Here is an 18732-nt window from a genome sequence, read left to right on the forward strand (position 1 = left end):
CGTCGGGGGCGTCCGCGTGATCGTCGGCATCGGCATCGACGTGGTCGACATCGCTCGGTTCGAGCGGTCGATCGCGCGGACGCCGGCGCTCGTCGAGCGGTTGTTCGCCGAGAGCGAACGCGGGCGCCCCGGCCGCTCCCTCGCGGCGCGTTTCGCCGCGAAGGAGTCCCTCATCAAGGCGCTCGGCGGGCACGCGGCGGTGCGCTGGCACGACATGCGCATCGTCCAGGACGACGACGGCAACCCCGACTTCGTGCTCTCCGGCGCCATCGCCGAGCACATGCGCTCGCTCGGCATCGAACGCGTGCACCTCTCGATGAGCCACGACGCCGGCATCGCGAGCGCCTTCGTGATCCTCGAGACCGGCGAGCGAAGCGGGGCGTCCGAATGAGCGCGGCGCAGATCGACCCGGTGCGCGAGGCCCGCATCGACCTCGACGCGGTACGCCGCAACGTCGCCGCGATCGCCGAACGCGTGCGCCCGGCGCGCGTGATGGTCGTCGTGAAGGCCGACGCCTACGGACACGGCGCCGTGCCGGTCGCCGAGGCGGCGCTCGAGGCGGGGGCCGCCTGGCTCGGCGTCGCCGACCTCGTCGAGGCCGTCGCACTGCGCGACGCGGGCGTGGCGGCACCCGTGCTCGCCTGGTTGCACGCCCCCGACGCCCCCTTCGCCGAGGCCGTGGCCCGCGACGTCGACCTCGGCATCTCGTCCGGGGAGCAGCTCGAACGCGCCGCACGCGCGGGGGGCGAGGGCTCGGCGCCGGCGAACGTGCACCTGAAGATCGACACGGGGCTCAGCCGCAACGGGGTCGCGCCCGAGCAGTGGGCGAGCCTGGTGGCGGCCGCCGGCGCCCACGAGCGCGCGGGCCGGATCCGCGTGCGCGGGGTGTTCAGCCACCTCGCGAACACCGACGCCGAGGCCGACGCCGCCCAGGCGGCCGCGTTCGAGCGCGCGCTCGCCGAGGCATCCGCCGCCGGCCTCGATCCCGAACTGCGCCACCTCGCATCGACCGCGGCGGCCCTCGAATCGCCCGGCAGCCGCTACGACCTGGTGCGCATCGGCATCGGCGCGTACGGCGTCACGCCCTACGGCGACGGGCGCACCGCAGCCGACCTCGGCCTCGCCCCGGCGATGACGCTGCGCGCCAGGGTCGTCGCCGTGCGCCGCGTCGCGGCCGGTACCGGGGTCTCGTACGACCACACGTGGCGCGCCGAGCGGGCCACGACACTGGCCCTGGTGCCCCTCGGATACGCCGACGGCGTCCCCCGGCAGGCCTCCGGCCGGGGCGAGGTGCTCCTGGCCGGCCGCCGCCGCCGTGTCGTCGGTCGGATCGCGATGGACCAGTTCGTCGTCGACGTGGGCGACGACGAGGTCGCCGTCGGCGATCCGGTCGTGCTCTTCGGCGACCCGGCCGAGGGCGCCCCGACCGCCGACGACTGGGCCGCCGCCGCCGACACGATCGGATACGAGATCGTCACCCGCATCGGGCCGCGCGTGCCGCGCACCTACACGCGTTCGACCGCGTCGGCCTCGGGCGACGCCGCCCGCACCGGATCGGAGCCCGCATGATGCGCCGGGAGATCGCGGATGCCGCGGGCATGGAGTCCCTCGGGCGGAGCCTCGGCGCCGAGCTCCGCGCGGGCGACCTGCTGATCCTGACGGGCCCGCTCGGCGCGGGCAAGACCACGCTCACGAGGGGCATCGGCGCGGGCCTCGGGGTGCGCGGACCGGTGCAGTCGCCGACCTTCGTGCTCGCGCGCACGCATCCGAGCCTCGTCGGCGGGGCGCCGCTCGTGCACGTCGACGCCTACCGCCTGGGCACGGCCGAGCTCGTCGAGGACCTCGATCTCGACTTCGCCGGTTCGGTCGTCGTCGTCGAATGGGGCGAGGGCCTCCTCGACGGGGTCGGGGAGTCCCGCCTCGAGGTCGTCATCGAACGGCCGCAGGGCGCGGCGGATGCCTCGGGGCCGATCGGTGCCGACGCCGATGAGCCGGCCGGCGGCGACCCCTTCGACGCCGAGTTCCTCGGTGCCGACGAGCCGCGCGTCGTGACCGTTCGGGGCCTCGGACCCCGCTGGGCGGGCACCGCGTACGCCGACCCTCGGTAGGCTTGACCCATGCTGCTCGCGATCGACACCTCGACGGGCACGAGCGTCGCCGTGGTCGACCACGACGCCGGTGTGATCGCCGAGGTCGGCACGGCCGACACCATGCGGCACGCCGAGGTCGTCGGCGAACTCATCCGCCAGGCGCTCGCCGCAGCCGGAGTCGCGCCGGCCGACCTGTCGGGCGTCGCGGGGGGCATGGGGCCCGGCCCGTTCACCGGCCTCAGGGTGGGCATCGCCGCCGCGCATGCGTTCGCGCTCGGCATCCGGCGTCCGTTCGTCCCGGTCGTGAGCCACGACGCGGTCGCCTACGTCTGGTACCGCGACGGCGGCGACGGCCCGATGCAGGTCGTCACCGATGCGCGGCGGCGCGAGTTCGCCGTCTCCGCCTACGACGGCGTCGACGACGACGGACTCCCGACGCGGCTCGACGGCCCCGTCCTCGTGCCACGCGACGACGTGCCCGAGCGGCGGGGAACGCGGGTCGACGCGACCACCGTCTCGGCGGGCGGCGTGGGCATGGTCGCCGAGCTCGCCTTCGCCGCCGGGCGGCTTCCGCTCACGGGCGAGTCGCCCCTCTACCTCCGCGCGCCCGACGTCACGCCCTCGGCGGGGAAGCGGGTCCTGCGATGAGCGTGCTCATGCGGCGCGCCCGCCTCGACGACCTCGAACCGATCATGGCGCTCGAGCGTGCGACGTTCGCGAACGACGCCTGGTCCGAGGCCATGATGCGCGCCGAGATCGAGGGCGAGCACGGGTACTACCTCGTGGCCGTCGACGACGAGGCCGACGACGCCGGGGAACGGCTCATGGGCTACGCCGGCCTGTACGCGCCCGCGGGCACCGGCGACGCCGACGTGCAGACGATCGCGGTGGCGCCCGCCACCCGCGGCATCGGGCTGGGTCGCGGGTTCATGCACGCGCTCATCACGCACGCCAGGCGCATCCACGTCGCACGCGTGTTCCTCGAGGTGCGCGCCGACAACCCGATCGCGAAGTCGCTCTACGACTCGCTCGGGTTCGTCGAGATCGGCGTCCGCAAGGGGTACTACCAGCCCGACGGCGTCGACGCGATCGCGATGCGGCTCGACGTCCCCGAGGCGGTGACCCGCCCCGCGTCCCCGACGCCGCAGTCCCGCAGACCGGCCCCGGGCACCGCGACGACGCCGGCCCGGGGCATCCGCTCCTCGACCCCCGGAGGAGCCGCATGAACCGCGACGCCCCGCTCGTGCTCGGCATCGAGACCTCCTGCGACGAGACCGGCATCGGCATCGTGCGCGGAACCGACCTGCTCGCGAACGTCATCGCGTCCTCCATGGACGAGCACGCCCGCTACGGCGGCGTCGTGCCCGAGGTCGCGGCGCGAGCGCACCTCGAGGCGCTCGGCCCCGCGATCGACGCCGCGCTCGAGGCATCCGGCGTCGCGCTCGAAGACCTCGACGCCGTGGCCGTGACGAGCGGCCCCGGCCTGGCCGGCGCCCTCATGGTCGGGGTGGGCGCGGCGAAGGCCCTCGCCCTCGCGCTCGGGAAGCCGATCTACGCGGTGAACCACCTCGTCGGCCACGTCGGCGCCGACCTGCTCGACGCCGATGCGCCGCTCGAGACCCCGACCGTCGCCCTGCTCGTCTCGGGCGGGCACACCTCGCTCCTGCTCGTACGCGACCTCGTCTCCGACGTCGAACTCCTGGGCGAGACCGTCGACGACGCGGCGGGCGAGGCGTTCGACAAGGTGGCGCGCGTGCTCGGGCTGCCCTACCCCGGAGGGCCCGAGATCGACCGCGCCGCGATCGGCGGCGATCCGAAGGCGATTCGGTTCCCCCGCGGGCTCACGCAGGCGAAGGACCAGGCGGCGCACCGCTACGACTTCAGCTTCTCGGGGCTGAAGACCGCGGTCGCGCGGTGGGTCGAGCAGCGCGAGGCCGCCGGCGAGCCCGTGCCGGTCGCCGATGTCGCGGCGAGCTTCCGCGAGGCGGTGGCCGACGTGCTCGTGTCCAAGGCGATCGCGGCGTGCACCGACCTCGGCGTCCCGCGGCTCCTGCTCGGCGGCGGCGTGGTCGCCAACGCGCGGCTGCGCGAGGTCGCGCGGGAGCGAGCGGATGCCGCGGGCGTGGCGCTGCGCATCCCGCCGCTGTCGCTCTGCACCGACAACGGGGCGATGATCGCGGCGCTGGGCTCCCAGCTCATCATGGCCGGGCACGAGCCGTCGGGGCTCGGCTTCGGTGCCGACTCGACGCTGCCCGCCACCGAGGTGCAGGTCGCCTGACGGCGCCGCTGCAGGTGTGCCGGGCGGGCCTCCCGCGCTAAAGTGGCGAGCGGGGGCGGAAGTCGCTTCCGCACGCATCGATCCGAAGCGGGCCGCGACCGGCTTCGGCACAGCATCGAGGAGATCATCGTGACCGATCCGAACGTTCCCGGCAAGCCCGAAGACGCGCCCGAAACCCCGTCGGTCCCCGAGGTCCCCGAGGCCCCCGTCGCGGCCGAGCCGACGTACGCCGAGGCGCCGCCCGCCCCGCCCGCGCCTCCGGCCGCGCCCGCCGTCGACTTCGGCGCGGCATCGGCGTCGGTTCCGCCCGCCCAGCCGGCGCCCGCCTACGGTGCTCCGGCCGAGGCGCCCGCCTACGGCGCCCCGCAGCCCGCGAAGACCAACGTGCTCGCGATCGTGTCGCTCGTGGCATCCCTCGTCGGCTTCTTCACCGGCATCGGATTCCTGGTCGGCATCGTGTGCGGCCACATCTCGCTCAGCCAGATCAAGAAGAACGGCGAGCAGGGTCGCGGCATGGCGATCGCCGGTCTCATCATCGGCTACATCGGCATCGTGATCTCGATCATCCTCACGATCGTGTTCATCGCGATCTTCGCGTCGCTGGCCGCGGTCAGCACGTCGTACACGTACTGATTCGATCCCCCGAACGGAAGGCGATCCCATGAGCGACCCGAACACCCCCGAAGCAGGTTCCGAGCCGCAGGATCCCGGAGCCCCCGAGACGCCCGCCGTTCCCGAGGCGCCCTCGGCGCCCGAGGTGCCCGGCGCGCCGAACCCGCCCGCGGCCCCCGAGGCGCCGGCGCCGCCCGCGCCGCCCGCGCCGCCCGCCTACGGCGCTCCCGCAGCGCCGCCGGCGTACGGTGCGCCCACCCCGCCGGCCCCGCCGTCCTACGGTGCTCCTACCCCGCCGACCCCGCCGGCCCCGCCGGCGTACGGCGCTCCCGCCTCGCCCGCGTACGGTGCGCCGGCCGCGGCCCCGGCGTACGGTGCCGCGCCGGCGAACCCCTACGCCCCGGCGACGCCGTCGAAGCCGACCCCCGTCTACAGCCTGATCTCGCTCATCGCGGGCATCATCGGCCTGGTCGGGTTCTTCGTCGTGTTCATCCCGTTCGTCGGCGGCATCATGCAGCTGTTCATCCCCGCCGCCGCGGTGGTGCTCGGCTTCATGGGCCGCAAGCGCGAGCCCGCGGCCAAGGGCATGTGGATGACCGGCATCATCCTCGGCTTCGTGGGCATCGCGATCGCGCTCATCTCGATCGTGTTCTGGCTGGTGCTGTTCGCGTCGGTGCCGAGCTCGTACACCTACTACTGAACTCGATGACCGACCCCACGGCCGAACCGGTGCGAACGCCGCAGGTGCCGGATGCCTCAGCCGAGGCATCCGGCACCTCGGCGCCTCCGTCTGCGCCGTACGGGGCCGCACCGACGGGGCTGCCCCCGGTGGACCCGCTCCCGAGCGTCGATCCGATCACCGGCGCCCCGCTCCCGCTCGCGGTCGCCCCGCGCAAGTTCGACATGCCGCTCGACACCGGCGAGCTGCGCACGGTGCCGACCGGCCAACTGCTCATCGTGCACCGCCCCGAGACCTACGACGAGCCCGAAGACCTCGTCGAGGAGGAGACCCAGCGGCGGGTCTACAGCTGGGTCGGCGCCGTCTTCGGCATCATCGGCGCCGCCGCATCGCTCCTCGTCGGGTGGATGCTGCCGCTGTCGATCGCGGCGATCATCTTCGGCGTGCTCGGCCTGCGCCGTGAGGAGCACGGGCGAACGCTGGCCTTCGTCGCCATCTTCACCGGCGTCGGCGGACTCGTGTTCTCGGCCGTCTGGATCGGCTACTACGCCATCGTCTACGGCGCGCTCGAGACCTGACCGGCCCGAGGCATCCGCTCGACGAGCAGGGCGACGTGACGTCCCTCCTCGCGGGTCATCACGAGGGTCGCGGATGCCGCGCCCTGCAGCTTGAGCCTCGTGCGAAGCGCCGCGGGGTCGACGTCGCTGCCGCGCTTCTTGATCTCGAGGGTCCCGATGTCGCGCGCGCGGAGCGCCTGCCGGAGCTGGCGCTCGTCGACCGGCAGCCGCTCGAGCACGCGGAAGCCCTGGGCGAAGGGGGATTCGAACGCCGTGTCGGCGGTGAGGTAGGCGATGCCGCTCGAGAGCATCCATGCGCCGTGCCCTCGGGCGAGGTCGCCGATCAGGCGCGCGCGGATCACGGCGCCGTCGGGTTCGTAGAGGTATTCGCCGAGCGGGCCGACGGGGGCGTCCTCGCTGTCGGCCGCGGCGGTGAGCTCGTCGGCGCCGTGGTCGCCGACCACGAGCGCCGCGCGGCCGATGCCCGGCCTCGCGACGGCGCCGAACCAGACGCCGAGCTCGACCACGTCGCCGCCGACGGAGACCCATTGCGCCTCGACGCCGGGCGGGATCACGTCGCGGTCGGTGCCCGGGCCGAGCTTGACGCCGACGGCCATGCGGTCGGCGAGCCCGAACGCGAAGTCGAGGCTCGGCGTGTAGTCCGAGGCATCCGAGAGCCGACGGGTGCGCCCCCCGCTCGTGACGCGGCGTGCCGGGTCGAGCCACGCGCCGCCGATGCCCCCGAGGTGCACGTCTTCGGCGCGCTCGTGCACGACGCGGGCCTTCTCGAAGGGCGTGAGGTTGTACGCGGCGATCGCCGCGGTCACCTCGTCGGCCTCGGCCGAGGTGACCTCGAGGTCGACGGCGGCGAGGGCGAGGGAGTCGCCGCCGATGCCGCAGCCGAGATCCGCGACGTGGCCGACGCCGGCTCGCGAGAACCTGCCGGCGTGCAGCGCTGCGACGCGCAGGCGGGTGGCCTGTTCGAGGCCGGCCTCGGTGAAGAGCATGCGGGCGGCGAAGTCGCCGAACTTCGCCTTCGCCCGCGCGCGCAGCTTCGACTGCGTGAGCACGGCCGCGACGAGGGAGGGGGAGTGTCCTCGGCGGCGGAGGTCGGACACGGCCCCGACGATGTCTGTCTTCGCCTGCCACTCGGGCAACGAGTCGAGGAGCCGGAGGCCCTCGGGGGAGAGCAGTTCGACGAGCTCGGCGCGGTCCACCCGGCCACGCTAGCACTCCGCTCCGAAGTGTTGGCACTCACGTTGCACGAGTGCCAAAACGCGCCTAGACTCGTTTTAGCACTCTCGCTCCGAGGGTGCTAACCAGTCTTCATTGAGACAGTTCTTCATCTACAGAAGGGGTCAACCGTGTCGGTTTCCATCAAGCCGCTCGAGGATCGCATCGTCATCAAGCAGGTCGAGGCCGAGCAGACCACCGCATCGGGTCTGGTCATCCCCGACACCGCCAAGGAGAAGCCCCAGGAGGGCGAGGTCGTGGCAGTTGGCCCCGGCCGCATCGACGACAACGGCAACCGTGTTCCGCTCGACGTCGCCGTCGGCGACAAGGTGATCTACTCGAAGTACGGCGGCACCGAGGTCAAGTTCGGCGGCGAGGACTTCCTCGTGCTGTCGGCCCGCGACGTGCTCGCGGTCGTCGTCCGCTAGTCGACACCCGCCTTCCGAAGCCCGGATGCCCCTGCGGCATCCGGGCTTCGTCGTTCCCGGCGACGGCACGCGACGGCGCGCACCGGTGACCGCACGACGACGAGGCCCGTGCGCGGCCCGCTGCGCGACCCGGGAGGCCCGCCCGCGGCATCCGGTGTCGGCGGTCGGGCGTACTGTTGGTTGGTGACATCAGGCCCCGACCCCGCGCGTTCCGCCGCGCCCGCCCGCGAGGTGCTCAGCCGTTCGGGTCTCGCCTACGCGATCGGCTCCTACCTGCTCTGGGGCTTCCTCCCGCTGTACTTCCTGGCCCTGGCGCCCTCCGGTCCGTTCGAGATCGTCGGCTGGCGCGTGACGCTCTCGCTCGTCTTCTGCGCGGTGCTCATCACCGCCACCAGGGCGTGGCGGCCGTTCGTCGTGCTGGTCCGCGATCGGCGCATCCTCTTCACCATGGCGCTCGCGGGCGTGCTCATCTACGTGAACTGGCAGACCTACGTGTACGCGGCGGTGTCCGGGCAGGTCGTCGAGGCGGCGCTCGGGTACTTCATCAACCCGATCGTGACCGTCTTCCTCGGGGTCATCGTGATGCGCGAGCGGCTGAACGCGACGCAGTGGACCGCGGTCGGCATCTCGATCATCGCCGTCGTCGTGCTCGCCGTCGGCTACGGCCAGCTGCCGTGGATCGCGCTCGTGCTCGCCTTCTCGTTCGGGTTCTACGGGCTCATCAAGAAGCGGGTCGGCCCCAAGGTCGACGCGCTCTCCGGCCTCACCCTCGAGACCGCCTGGCTCACGCCGCTCGCGATCGTGCAGCTCGTCTTCGTGAGCACCACCGCCGGCCTCACGCTCGGGGCGGTGAGCCCCTGGCACACGGTGCTGCTCCTGCTCGCCGGCGCCGTCACCGCGGTGCCGCTGCTGCTGTTCGCAGCGGCCTCGCGCCGGCTCCCGCTCATCTACATGGGCTTCATCCAGTACTTCGCGCCGTTCATCCAGTTCCTCGTCGGCGTGGTGGTGCTGCAGGAGCCCATGCCGGTCGAGCGGTGGATCGGGTTCGGGCTCGTATGGCTCGCGCTCCTCGTGCTCACCGTCGATCTGGCGCGGGGCGCCCGGTCGGCGCGGCGCCAGGTCGTCGAGCTCACCTGAGCTCCCCGGCGACGGGGCTGCGGTGCGCATCGGAGGGGCGGATGCCGCGCTTGCGCGTGTGCCCGTCGAGGCGCGGATGCCGCGCCTGCGGGCCGTTCGTCGGGCCGCCGACACCCCCCCCGAATCGGGGTGGGCCGAGGCGCGGCCAGATGGCGGAATCGTGCGTGGAACGCGCTTTCGGCGGTCGGAATGTGACGGGAAGGTAACACTTCGTACAGTGTTATCGGGTTGTGACCGGGATTCCTTTGCGATGTGCCACTGGCCGAATACTGTGACAGGACGGCGTGCCTCAGCTCGCCGATTTGTATCATTCCTTCAGTCCCAAGGAGCAACATGAGCGTATTCGGCAAGTCCCGACCGGCTCGTTCGCGCGGCAAGGTCTGGACGGGCGTGGCGGTCACCGCTGCGAGCGCCCTCCTCCTCTCCGCCTGCGCGAGCGGAGATGCCGATTCCGGTTCCGGCGAGAGCGCGGGTCCCCGCGACGAACTGGCCCTGACCATCGGCACCGCCCTGCCGCAGACCGGTAACCTCGCCTTCCTCGGCCCGCCCGAAGAGGCCGGCGTCGCGTACGCCACGTCGCAGATCAACGAGGTCAGCGACACGACGGGCCTCACGCTCGACGTCGTCTACGGCGACTCCGGCGACACCGACAACAAGGCATACGAGACCGAGATCCCGCGTCTGCTCGGCGAAGACGTCTCCGCCATCCTCGGCGCAGCGTCCTCCGGCACGTCGCTCCAGTTCATCGACCAGGTCGTCGGTGCGGGCGTCATCCAGTTCTCGCCGGCCAACACGTCCGACGCGTTCACCACGTACGACGACAACGGGCTGTACTTCCGTACCGCTCCGTCCGACGTGCTGCAGGGCGAGGTCCTCGGCAACCTGATCGCCGAAGACGGCAACCAGACGCTCGGCCTCCTCGTGCTGAACGACTCGTACGGCACCGGCCTGGCGAAGTACGTCACCGACGCCTTCGAGGCCGCCGGCGGCGAGGTCGTCGCGGCGCCCACCTACAACACGGGTGACACGACGTTCGACGCACAGCTCAGCGAGGTGCTCGCCGCCGACCCCGACGCGATCGCACTGATCACGTTCGACGAGGTGTCGACCATCCTCCCGAGCCTCTTCGGTCAGTTCCCGTCCGACAAGCTGTACTTCGTCGACGGCAACCTGAAGAACTTCGCCGACGCGTTCCCCGCCGGTTCCCTCACGGGCGCCAAGGGCACGCTGCCCGGTCTGACGATCGACTCGATCTCGGACTTCACGGGTGAGCTCGACGCCTTCCTCGAAGAAGAGGGCACTCCCGCGCTCGAGGACTACAGCTACGCGGCGGAGTCGTTCGACGCCACCGTGCTGCTCGCCCTCGCTTCGCTCGCTGCGAACTCGACCGACTCGGCCGACATCGCGGCGAAGCTGCAGGAGGTCTCGGGCGGCAGCGGCGACGGCGAGAAGTGCTCGACGTTCGCAGAGTGCGCCGACATCATCGTGGGCGGCGGCACCGCCGACTACGACGGCATCTCGGGCCCGATCACGTTCGATGAGGTCGGCGACCCGACCGAGGCGTCGATCGGCATCTACCAGTACGGCGAAGACAACAACTACGCCGCGTACGAGGGCTGAGAAACAGTCTGACCCGAACCGTCAGGGCCCCGGTCTTCGGACCGGGGCCCTTTCGTGCGCCCGGCGTCGTGTTCCCCCTTGCGCCGGAATTCAGGAACGCTCCGGGTCATAGGTGCGTGGCGCGGCGCGGATCGGCGTGGATCCGCGGCACCCATCGCCGCCCGTCCTGAATTCCGGATGCCGCGAGTGTTCCGTGCGGCCGCCGACACCCCTCCTCGGCGAAACCCTCGCATGTCGTACTTCGTCGCACGTGTCGCGCACGTCGCGTTCGTGGCGCTCGTGGCGCACGGCCGCTCCACGACGGCCCGCGTGAGCGCGCGCGAATGCGACGAGTGCGCGCGCTCGGCACCGTGTTCTCGTCGCATTCGCGCGCGCTCGGCGCCCGGCGCAGGCGCGCACCCGCGACGACCCGCGAGCAGGGGGACACGCCCCGTGCCGGGCACGTCAGGCGCCGCCAGACGGCCGGCACGGACACCGTTTTCAGGAGCGGGTGTGGGCACGGAGGGGCATCCGGCGGTGGATGACGACATTGTGCGCCGTCTTGCCCATACCCCTTCCTGAAAAGTGCCATGCCGAGAGGCTGATGGCGTGAAGAGTGGCCGAGCCGCCGAGCCGCCACGACGCCGAGCGGCCGCGAGACGACGAACGGGCGGGCCCCGCTTGCGCGAGGACCCGCCCGTTCGTGTTCGCCGCGGCTCAGGTACCGAGCGTGCCGAGGTAGAGCTCGGTCACCTTGGGGTCCTTGAGCAGCTCGCGCCCGGTGCCCGTGTAGGCGTCGCGGCCCTGATCGAGCACGTAGCCGCGGTCGCAGATCTGCAGGCAGCGCCTGGCGTTCTGCTCGACCATGATGCAGGTCACCCCGGCCTTGTTGATCTCGGAGACGCGGATGAACGCCTCGTCCTGACGCACGGGGGAGAGACCCGCCGAGGGCTCGTCGAGGAGCAGCACCTTCGGGTCCATCATGAGCGCGCGGCTCATGGCGACCATCTGGCGCTCGCCGCCCGAGAGCGACCCGGCGCGCTGCTTCAGCCGCTTGCCGAGTTCCGCGAAGATGCCGGTGACGAACTCGAGACGCTCCTTGTACGCACCGGGATTCTGGTAGAGCCCCATCTGGAGGTTCTCCTCGATGGTGAGGCTCGGGAACACGTTGTTCGTCTGGGGGATGAACCCGACGCCGCGCGAGACGAGCTTGTTCGCCTTGAGCCCGGTGATGTCCTCGCCCTGCAGGGTGATGGACCCCTCGCGCACATTGACCTGCCCGAAGATCGCCTTGAGGAGGGTCGACTTGCCGGCGCCGTTCGGGCCGATGATGCCGATGAGCTCGCCCTGCTCGGCCACGAGGGAGCATCCGTTCAGGATGTTGACCCCGGGGAGGTAGCCCGCGTGCACCTCGTCGACGACGACGACGGGGGTCGCGGTTGCGGTCGCGTTCGTCACTTCTTCTTCTCCTCGGTGTCGGGGGCGAACTCCGCCTCGGCCTCTGCCGTGCCGGCGCTCGCGAGCTCGTCGGCGTCGACGCTGGTCGACGCGGCGGCATCCGTGGTCGGGTCGGCCTCCTCGGCGGTGACGCGCCCGGTCACGACGCCGAGGTCGAGCTCCTGATGCGCGCCGAGGTAGGCGTCGATGACGGCGGGGTCGCGCATGACCGAGTAGGGGTCGCCTTCGGCGACGACCTTGCCCTCGGCCATCACGATGACCCAGTCGGCGATGTGGCGGACCATGTGCATGTCGTGCTCGACGAAGAGCACGGTCATGCCCTCGTCCTTCAGGTCGAGGATGTGGTCGAGCAGCGACTGCGTGAGGGCCGGGTTGACGCCGGCCATCGGCTCGTCGAGCATCACGAGCTTCGGTTCGCTCATGAGCGCGCGGGCCATCTCGAGCAGCTTGCGCTGGCCGCCCGACAGGCTCGCCGCGAAGTCGGGAGCCTTCGCGTCGAGCTTGAACTTCGCGAGCAGACCCATCGCCCGGGCTTCGATCTTGGCGTCCTGCTTGCGCCACAGGGCGGGGATCAGGCTCGACCAGAATCGTTCGCCGCGCTGGCCCGTCGCGCCGAGCTTCATGTTCTCGAGCACGGTGAGCAGGCCGAGGGCCTTGGTCAGCTGGAACGTGCGCACCTGGCCGAGACGTGCCACCTTGAAGGCCGGAACGCCCGAGAGCGACTTGCCGTCGAAGGTCCAGGTGCCCTCATTGGGCTTGTCGAACCCGGTGAGCAGGTTGAACAGCGTGGTCTTGCCGGCGCCGTTCGGCCCGATGAGGGCCGTGATGGCCCCGCGCGGGATCTCGAGGTGCTCGACGTCGACGGCGGTCAGGCCGCCGAACGTGCGTCGCACGCCGTCGGCCACGATGATCGGGTCGACCTTCGCGACTCCGGGCTTCGCGTCGCCGACGTGCAGCCCGGTCGTCTTGGGCCGTTCGACGGGCGCCGCCGTGGGGTCGTGCTGGTCCGCGGCTTCGGCCGCGGCATCCGTGGTGGGCTCGGTGGGAGCCGGGATCTCACTTGACAAAGGTCAGCTCCTTCTTGTTGCCGAGGATTCCCTGCGGCATGAAGATCACGAGCAGCATGAGCGCGACACCGACGAGGATGAAGCGCAGCGTGCCCGCCTGGATCTGCGTCATGAACGGGAGCACCCCCGCCTGCACGAGTGCCGGCAGGAAATTGCTGAGGAACGTCTGCAGCACCCAGAAGATCAGCGAGCCGAGCAGCGGTCCGAAGACCGTCGCGGCGCCGCCGAGCAGGAGGGCCGTCCAGACGAAGAACGTGAGCGAGGTCACGTACACGCCGGGGCTGACCGCCGAGGGCAGGGCGTAGACGATGCCGCCGGCCGCGGCGAGCACGCCGCCGAGCACGAGCGCCTGCAGCTTGTAGGCGAACGCGTTCTTGCCGAGCGCGCGCACCGCGTCTTCGTCTTCGCGGATGCCCTTGAGCACGCGGCCCCAGGGGCTGCGCATGAGCATCCACACGACGAGGACGGCGATGGCGAGCGTGAGCAGGCCGAGGATGCGGACCCACCACTGGTTCTCGTTGTAGACCCACGGCCCGAAGCCGTACATGCCCGGCGGGATCGGGTTGGCCTCGCGGAAGCTCGCGTGGTACCCGCTGAGGCCGTCGGCCGAGCCGGTGACGTCGTCGAACGCCGTCGTCAGGAACAGCAGGCGGACGACCTCGGCGGCCGCGATGGTCACGATGGCCAGGTAGTCGCCTCGCAGTCGCAGCGTCGGCACGCCGAGGATGAGCGCGAAGATCGCTGCGGCCACGAGGCCGATCATCGCGGCCAGCCACCAGGGCAGATCGAACGTCAGGATGGAGATGGCGTAGCCGTAGGCGCCGATGGCCATGAAGCCGGCGATGCCCATGTTGAGCAGTCCCGCGTAACCGAAGTGCACGGCGAGGCCGAGCGCGGCGAGCGCGTACCCGATCGTCGCCGGGCTGAGGATCGACGACGCGGTGTTGGAGAGTATCTGAATCCAGTCCATGATGCGTGCCTAACCGATTCTCTCTCGTCGGCCCAGGATGCCCTGTGGCCGGAACAGCAGGATGACGATGAGGATGACGAGAGCACCCGCGTACTTGAGGTCGCTGGGGATCCACAGCCCCGACACCTCGACGAGCACGCCCACGATGAGCGAGCCGATGAGCGCGCCGTAGGCCGTGCCGAGACCGCCGAGGGTGACGGCCGCGAACATGAGCAGCAGCATCTGCGCTCCCATGTCCCACTTGATGCCGGGTCGGTAGTACGCGTAGAGCACGCCGGCGAGGCCGGCGAGGCCGCCCGCGATGATCCAGACCACACGCACCACGTAGTCGACGTCGATGCCGGATGCCGCCGCGAGCGAGGAGTTGTCGCTGATGGCCCGGGTCGCCTTTCCGAGGCGGGAGCGGGTCAGCCAGAGCGCGAACGCGATGATCATGACGATCGAGATGACGATCGACGCGATGTCGATCCAGCTCAGCTGCACGGGCCCGAAGTTGAGCTTCGGGGCCGAGGCGTACGGCAGCTGGGTCGTGCCGCCGCCGATGAAGAACTGGAAGGTGTAGCGCAGCGCGAGCGAGAGGCCGATGCTCACGATCATGAGCTGGACGACGCCCACGCGTTTGCGGCGGAGCGGTCTCCACAGGCCCATGTCGAGGAGGAGTCCGAACCCGGCGCTCAGCACCACCGCGAGCGGCAGGCCGATCCACAGGGGCAGCGCGAGCGAGCCCGCGCTGACGAGGAAGGATGCCGCGACGGCGCCGAAGGTCACCATCTCGCCGTGCGCGAAGTTCGAGATGCCGGTGGTGCCGAACACGAGCGACAGGCCGATGGCCGCGAGTCCGAGCATGAGGCCGAAGTTCAGGCCCTGCACGGTGCGCTGGATGAACTGGTCCCACATGCTCGTGACGTTGCGCTCGCCCTCGCCGATGAAGAAGTTCACGGTCACGCGCCCGCCGGCGCCGACGGTGACGTCCTTCTCGTCGGGGCTGTCGTCTTCGGGGTCGACGACCGCGATGCCCTCGGGAAGGGTCTCTTCATCGAGCGTGACGGTGTAGTCGTCCTTCTCGGGGACGCTGACGCGCCATTGGCCGTTCTCGTCGGTTTCGACCTCTTGCTTGCCGCCGGGCCCGTCGATCACGAGTTTGACGCCCTCGAGGGGTTCGCCGTCGAGTTGGACGTTGCCGCTGATGCGGTACGGATCGCCTTCGGCGGCCACGGCCGGTGAGGCCGAGAGCGCGAAGACGCCGAGCATGGCTGCGGTGACGGCGAGGATGACGCCGAGGAGCCGGATCATGCGACCGGGTGGGTGCGCGACGGCAGGGAATGGGGATCTCACGAAACCTCCAGGTTGGGACACCACGGCGACAGGAGTCCCATCGGCCGTGAAGGAGACGTTATGAGCGTAGTGTGTCGTCCGTGTTTCGCATGCCCCACGTTCGGGAACCGCAGCCGAATCGTGAGAAACGCGTGATTCCCGCCGTCGCGACCTGCTCTCGCGCAAGGGATTCGCACGGGGAATACTCCCAGCCCCGTCGCCCTTAGAATCGGTAGACACCGTGCAAGGCCCTTTTCGCGCCGGCGGCGGTGCCGTTCGAAAGCAGATCACGCGATAAGGGGCGCCCCAATGGACCAGCACGACCCGTTCGGATTCATCGGACTCACGTACGACGACGTGCTGTTGCTCCCGGGTCACACCGACGTCATTCCGAGCGAGGCCGACACGACGTCCCGGCTCACCCGTCGCATCAGCGTCGCGACCCCGCTCCTGTCGGCCGCGATGGACACGGTCACCGAGGCGCGCATGGCGATCGCGATGGCCCGCCAGGGCGGCATCGGCATCCTGCACCGCAATCTCTCGATCGCCGATCAGGCCGACATGGTCGACCGTGTGAAGCGCAGCGAGTCGGGCATGGTCTCGAACCCCGTGACGACGACGCCTGAGGCGACCGTGGCCGAAGTCGACGCGCTGTGCGCGACGTACCGGGTGAGCGGCCTGCCCGTGGTCGACGGCCGGGGCGTGCTCGTCGGCATCATCTCCAACCGCGACATGCGCTTCGTCTCCGAGTTCGAGAAGCCGACCACGAAGGTCGCCGACGTCATGACGAAGGCGCCGCTCATCACCGGCCGCGTCGGCATGAACCCCGACGAGGCGCTCGCGATCTTCGCGAAGCACAAGGTCGAGAAGCTCCCGCTCGTCGACGACGAGGGCAAGCTCACGGGCCTCATCACCGTCAAGGACTTCGACAAGTCCGAGCAGTACCCGAACGCGACGAAGGACGCCGAGGGCCGCCTGCGCGTGGGCGCCGCGATCGGCTTCTTCGGCGACGCGTGGGAGCGCGCCGAGGCGCTGCGCGACGCGGGCGTCGACGTCATCGTGGTCGACACGGCGAACGGCCACTCGGCCGGCGTCATCGACATGGTCAAGCGCATCAAGGCCGACCCCACGTTCGAGCACATCGACGTCATCGGCGGCCAGGCGGCGACCCGCGAGGGCGCGCAGGCGCTCATCGAGGCGGGCGTCGACGCGGTGAAGGTCGGCGTCGGGCCGGGCTCCATCTGCACGACCCGCATCGTCGCGGGCGTGGGCGTGCCCCAGATCACGGCGATCTACGAGTCGTACCTCGCCGCGCGCGAGGCCGGCGTGCCGATCATCGCCGACGGCGGCCTGCAGTACTCGGGCGACATCGCGAAGGCGCTCGTCGCGGGCGCCGACACCGTCATGATCGGTTCGCTGCTCGCCGGCACCGACGAGTCGCCCGGCGACGTCGTCTTCCAGGGCGGCAAGCAGTTCAAGCTCTACCGCGGCATGGGCTCGCTCGGGGCGATGCAGACCCGCGGCAAGAACACCTCGTACTCGAAGGACCGCTACTTCCAGGCCGATGTGCCGAGCGACGACAAGCTGATCCCCGAGGGCATCGAGGGCCAGGTCGCCTACCGCGGCTCGGTCGCGGCGGTCGCGCACCAGCTCATCGGCGGCCTGCGGCAGTCGATGTTCTACGTGGGCGGGCACACCATCGCCGAGCTCAAGGCCAAGGGCAAGTTCGTGCGCATCACGGCCGCGGGCCTCAAGGAGTCGCACCCGCACGACGTGCAGATCGTGGTCGAGGCGCCGAACTACAAGCGCTGATCGCTCGCACGACGACCCCCGGTCGACCCGGGCGGGCGTCGTCGCGTCTGCGGACGTCGTCGTCGGCCTGCGGATGTCGCGGGGTCGGCGTCAGCCTGCGGCGTCGCGGGTCGTCGTCGGCCCGCGGATGCCTCGGGTCAGCGACCGTCGCCGCTCGCGCGTGCGTCGGCCAGCCGCGCGATCGCCTCGGCGAGCATCTCGGGCGAGCAGGCGAAGTTGAGGCGGGCGTGGCCTCGGCCCACCTGCGCGCCGAACGTCGGCCCGCTCACGAGGGCGACCCTCGCCCGCTCGAGCGCGGTCTCGGCCGGGTCGTCGCCCCAGCCCAGCGCCGTGAGGTCGAGCCACGCGAGGTACGTGGCATCCGGCACCCGGTAGCCGACGCCGGGCAGATCCTCCTCGAGGAGGTCGGCGAGCAGTCGCCGGTTGTCGTCGAGGCTACCGAGCACGCCGTCGAGCCAGTGGCCGCCCTCGGCGAAGGCGGCGACGGTGGCGACGGCGCCGAAGTGGCTCATGCGCCAGGCGACCTCGTAGGGCATGGCCTCGCGCAGGCGATCGCCGCGCTCGCTCGCGGTGACGATGAGCGCGGTCTTGAGCCCGGCGATGTTGAACGCCTTGGTCGCGGCAGTGACGGCGACGCCGTGTTCGCGTGCGGCGTCGGACACCGTCAGGAACGGCGTGTACGGCGTCGCGGGCTGGCTGAGCGGGCCGTGCACCTCGTCGCTCACCACGGTGGCGCCGTGTGCGGCGGCGAGCTCGGCGATCGCCTCGAGCTGCGCGCGCGAGGGCACCCATCCGGTCGGGTTGTGCGGGTTGCAGAGCAGCATCGCGCGCGCACCGCGGGCGAACGCGGCCTCGATGCCGGGCAGGTCGAACGACCACCCGTCGCGGATGCCGCCGAGCAGCGGGACCTCGTCGACGACGCCGCCGGCCTCGGTGACGAGGTCGAAGAAGGGCGGGTAGATCGGCGAGGTCACGATGACGCGGTCGCCCGGCGCGACGGCCTGGCGCAGCACCTCGACGATGCCCATCGACACGTCGGCGGTGCAGGTCACGCGGGCCGGGTCGGGCTCCCAGCCGAATCGGCGGGCGGCGAACCCCTGGAACGCCTCGGCGACCGCGGGGGCGAGCGAGGAGTACCCGGTGTCGGAACGGTCGACGGCCCGGTGCAGGGCGCGCGCGATCGGCTCGGCGAGGGGGTAGTCCATCTCGGCGACGGGCAGCGGCAGCACGTCGTCGGCGTAGGTACGCCACTTCACGCTCGTGCGTGCGCGCAGCAGATCGATGGAGTCCGCTTCGGTGCGATGCATGGCTCCAGCATGCCGCATCGGGGCGGGCGGATGCCCCGTGGCGCCCGGATGCCGTCGCGGCCCCGTTCGGGTGGCGGCTCGCGGCATCCGCTCGTGGCGTCGGCTCGTGGCGTCGGCTCGCGGCATCCGCTCGTGGCGGGTAGGCTGATCGGCTGCCTTGTGCGCCGCGACGGAGGTCGCGAATCGGAACG

Annotated in this window: 19 protein-coding genes; 13 read left to right on the plus strand and 6 right to left on the minus strand. The window is 71.3% G+C overall.

The features are described 5' to 3' along the window. Positions 1-16 precede the first annotated feature (16 nt). The 9 genes from GQQ92_RS14285 (at position 17) to GQQ92_RS14325 (ending at position 6237) form a co-directional block, all read left to right on the plus strand. Positions 17-391: a holo-ACP synthase gene (locus GQQ92_RS14285; RefSeq protein ID WP_156999979.1), complete on the plus strand. Its 375-nt coding sequence runs from the start codon at positions 17-19 to the stop codon at positions 389-391. Beyond that, entirely contained in the window at positions 388-1569 is a 1182-nt protein-coding gene (gene alr, locus GQQ92_RS14290; RefSeq protein WP_156999980.1) for an alanine racemase, read from the plus strand. The genes GQQ92_RS14285 and alr overlap by 4 nt, the downstream gene beginning before the upstream one ends. After that, positions 1566-2108: a tRNA (adenosine(37)-N6)-threonylcarbamoyltransferase complex ATPase subunit type 1 TsaE gene (gene tsaE / locus GQQ92_RS14295; RefSeq protein WP_372493388.1), complete on the plus strand. Its 543-nt coding sequence runs from the start codon at positions 1566-1568 to the stop codon at positions 2106-2108. The genes alr and tsaE overlap by 4 nt, the downstream gene beginning before the upstream one ends. A 9-nt stretch (positions 2109-2117) precedes the next feature. After that, the gene (gene tsaB / locus GQQ92_RS14300; RefSeq protein WP_156999981.1) at positions 2118-2738 is read left to right on the plus strand and encodes a tRNA (adenosine(37)-N6)-threonylcarbamoyltransferase complex dimerization subunit type 1 TsaB; all 621 of its coding nucleotides are present in this window, start codon (positions 2118-2120) and stop codon (positions 2736-2738) included. Next, positions 2735-3316 (plus strand): ribosomal protein S18-alanine N-acetyltransferase, encoded by a 582-nt coding sequence (gene rimI, locus GQQ92_RS14305; protein WP_156999982.1) that lies wholly within the window; start codon positions 2735-2737, stop codon positions 3314-3316. Before tsaB ends, rimI begins: the two co-directional genes overlap by 4 nt. Beyond that, a complete protein-coding gene (gene tsaD, locus GQQ92_RS14310) occupies positions 3313-4368 on the plus strand; it encodes a tRNA (adenosine(37)-N6)-threonylcarbamoyltransferase complex transferase subunit TsaD (protein WP_156999983.1) in 1056 nt (351 codons plus the stop codon). The genes rimI and tsaD overlap by 4 nt, the downstream gene beginning before the upstream one ends. Before the next feature lie 129 nt (positions 4369-4497). Next, the gene (locus GQQ92_RS14315; RefSeq protein ID WP_156999984.1) at positions 4498-5001 is read left to right on the plus strand and encodes a DUF4190 domain-containing protein; all 504 of its coding nucleotides are present in this window, start codon (positions 4498-4500) and stop codon (positions 4999-5001) included. A gap of 28 nt (positions 5002-5029) precedes the next feature. Next, on the plus strand, positions 5030-5680 hold the full coding sequence (locus GQQ92_RS14320; RefSeq protein WP_156999985.1) for a DUF4190 domain-containing protein: 651 nt from the start codon (positions 5030-5032) through the stop codon (positions 5678-5680). Positions 5681-5685: 5 nt separating this feature from the next. After that, positions 5686-6237 (plus strand): DUF4190 domain-containing protein, encoded by a 552-nt coding sequence (locus GQQ92_RS14325; RefSeq protein WP_156999986.1) that lies wholly within the window; start codon positions 5686-5688, stop codon positions 6235-6237. On the opposite strand, the gene GQQ92_RS14330 is transcribed toward GQQ92_RS14325, so the two are convergent. Next, on the minus strand, positions 6216-7433 hold the full coding sequence (locus GQQ92_RS14330; RefSeq protein WP_156999987.1) for a THUMP-like domain-containing protein: 1218 nt from the start codon (positions 7431-7433) through the stop codon (positions 6216-6218). The two genes, GQQ92_RS14325 and GQQ92_RS14330, sit on opposite strands and share 22 nt — an antisense overlap. Before the next feature lie 147 nt (positions 7434-7580). Between GQQ92_RS14330 and groES the strand changes: the two genes are divergently transcribed. The 3 genes from groES (at position 7581) to GQQ92_RS14345 (ending at position 10634) form a co-directional block, all read left to right on the plus strand. Beyond that, positions 7581-7877 (plus strand): co-chaperone GroES, encoded by a 297-nt coding sequence (gene groES / locus GQQ92_RS14335; protein ID WP_022889766.1) that lies wholly within the window; start codon positions 7581-7583, stop codon positions 7875-7877. Between the two features lie 183 nt (positions 7878-8060). Continuing rightward, positions 8061-9014, plus strand: a complete 954-nt coding sequence (gene rarD, locus GQQ92_RS14340; RefSeq protein ID WP_372493389.1) for an EamA family transporter RarD — start codon at positions 8061-8063, stop codon at positions 9012-9014. A gap of 333 nt (positions 9015-9347) precedes the next feature. Then, a complete protein-coding gene (locus GQQ92_RS14345) occupies positions 9348-10634 on the plus strand; it encodes an ABC transporter substrate-binding protein (RefSeq protein WP_156999988.1) in 1287 nt (428 codons plus the stop codon). Positions 10635-11330: 696 nt separating this feature from the next. On the opposite strand, the gene GQQ92_RS14350 is transcribed toward GQQ92_RS14345, so the two are convergent. The 4 genes from GQQ92_RS14350 to GQQ92_RS14365 form a co-directional block, all read right to left on the minus strand. Next, the gene (locus tag GQQ92_RS14350; RefSeq protein ID WP_156999989.1) at positions 11331-12071 is read right to left on the minus strand and encodes an ABC transporter ATP-binding protein; all 741 of its coding nucleotides are present in this window, start codon (positions 12069-12071) and stop codon (positions 11331-11333) included. Beyond that, a complete protein-coding gene (locus GQQ92_RS14355; protein ID WP_197738276.1) occupies positions 12068-13027 on the minus strand; it encodes an ABC transporter ATP-binding protein in 960 nt (319 codons plus the stop codon). The genes GQQ92_RS14350 and GQQ92_RS14355 overlap by 4 nt, the downstream gene beginning before the upstream one ends. Before the next feature lie 100 nt (positions 13028-13127). Next, entirely contained in the window at positions 13128-14108 is a 981-nt protein-coding gene (locus GQQ92_RS14360) for a branched-chain amino acid ABC transporter permease (protein ID WP_156999990.1), read from the minus strand. 9 nt (positions 14109-14117) lie between these two features. Continuing rightward, the gene (locus GQQ92_RS14365) at positions 14118-15401 is read right to left on the minus strand and encodes a branched-chain amino acid ABC transporter permease (protein WP_156999991.1); all 1284 of its coding nucleotides are present in this window, start codon (positions 15399-15401) and stop codon (positions 14118-14120) included. A gap of 330 nt (positions 15402-15731) precedes the next feature. On the opposite strand from GQQ92_RS14365, the gene guaB reads away from it, so the two are divergent. Then, entirely contained in the window at positions 15732-17234 is a 1503-nt protein-coding gene (gene guaB / locus GQQ92_RS14370; protein ID WP_156999992.1) for an IMP dehydrogenase, read from the plus strand. Positions 17235-17371: 137 nt separating this feature from the next. On the opposite strand, the gene GQQ92_RS14375 is transcribed toward guaB, so the two are convergent. Further along, positions 17372-18541, minus strand: a complete 1170-nt coding sequence (locus GQQ92_RS14375; RefSeq protein WP_156999993.1) for a MalY/PatB family protein — start codon at positions 18539-18541, stop codon at positions 17372-17374. Positions 18542-18732: the final 191 nt, after the last annotated feature.

The organism is Agromyces terreus, assembly GCF_009749465.1.
Lineage (GTDB): Bacteria > Actinomycetota > Actinomycetes > Actinomycetales > Microbacteriaceae > Agromyces > Agromyces terreus.

What these genes read in the sequence shown, in the direction of transcription:
- tsaD (WP_156999983.1), top strand. Translation starts at nt 3,313, where the DNA reads ATGAACCGCGACGCCCCGCTCGTGCTCGGCATCGAGACCTCCTGCGAC.
- tsaE (WP_372493388.1), top strand. Translation starts at nt 1,566, where the DNA reads ATGATGCGCCGGGAGATCGCGGATGCCGCGGGCATGGAGTCCCTCGGG.
- GQQ92_RS14325 (WP_156999986.1), top strand. Translation starts at nt 5,686, where the DNA reads ATGACCGACCCCACGGCCGAACCGGTGCGAACGCCGCAGGTGCCGGAT.
- GQQ92_RS14375 (WP_156999993.1), bottom strand. Translation starts at nt 18,541, where the DNA reads ATGCATCGCACCGAAGCGGACTCCATCGATCTGCTGCGCGCACGCACG.
- tsaB (WP_156999981.1), top strand. Translation starts at nt 2,118, where the DNA reads ATGCTGCTCGCGATCGACACCTCGACGGGCACGAGCGTCGCCGTGGTC.
- GQQ92_RS14345 (WP_156999988.1), top strand. Translation starts at nt 9,348, where the DNA reads ATGAGCGTATTCGGCAAGTCCCGACCGGCTCGTTCGCGCGGCAAGGTC.
- rimI (WP_156999982.1), top strand. Translation starts at nt 2,735, where the DNA reads ATGAGCGTGCTCATGCGGCGCGCCCGCCTCGACGACCTCGAACCGATC.
- GQQ92_RS14365 (WP_156999991.1), bottom strand. Translation starts at nt 15,401, where the DNA reads ATGATCCGGCTCCTCGGCGTCATCCTCGCCGTCACCGCAGCCATGCTC.
- alr (WP_156999980.1), top strand. Translation starts at nt 388, where the DNA reads ATGAGCGCGGCGCAGATCGACCCGGTGCGCGAGGCCCGCATCGACCTC.
- guaB (WP_156999992.1), top strand. Translation starts at nt 15,732, where the DNA reads ATGGACCAGCACGACCCGTTCGGATTCATCGGACTCACGTACGACGAC.
- GQQ92_RS14320 (WP_156999985.1), top strand. Translation starts at nt 5,030, where the DNA reads ATGAGCGACCCGAACACCCCCGAAGCAGGTTCCGAGCCGCAGGATCCC.
- GQQ92_RS14360 (WP_156999990.1), bottom strand. Translation starts at nt 14,108, where the DNA reads ATGGACTGGATTCAGATACTCTCCAACACCGCGTCGTCGATCCTCAGC.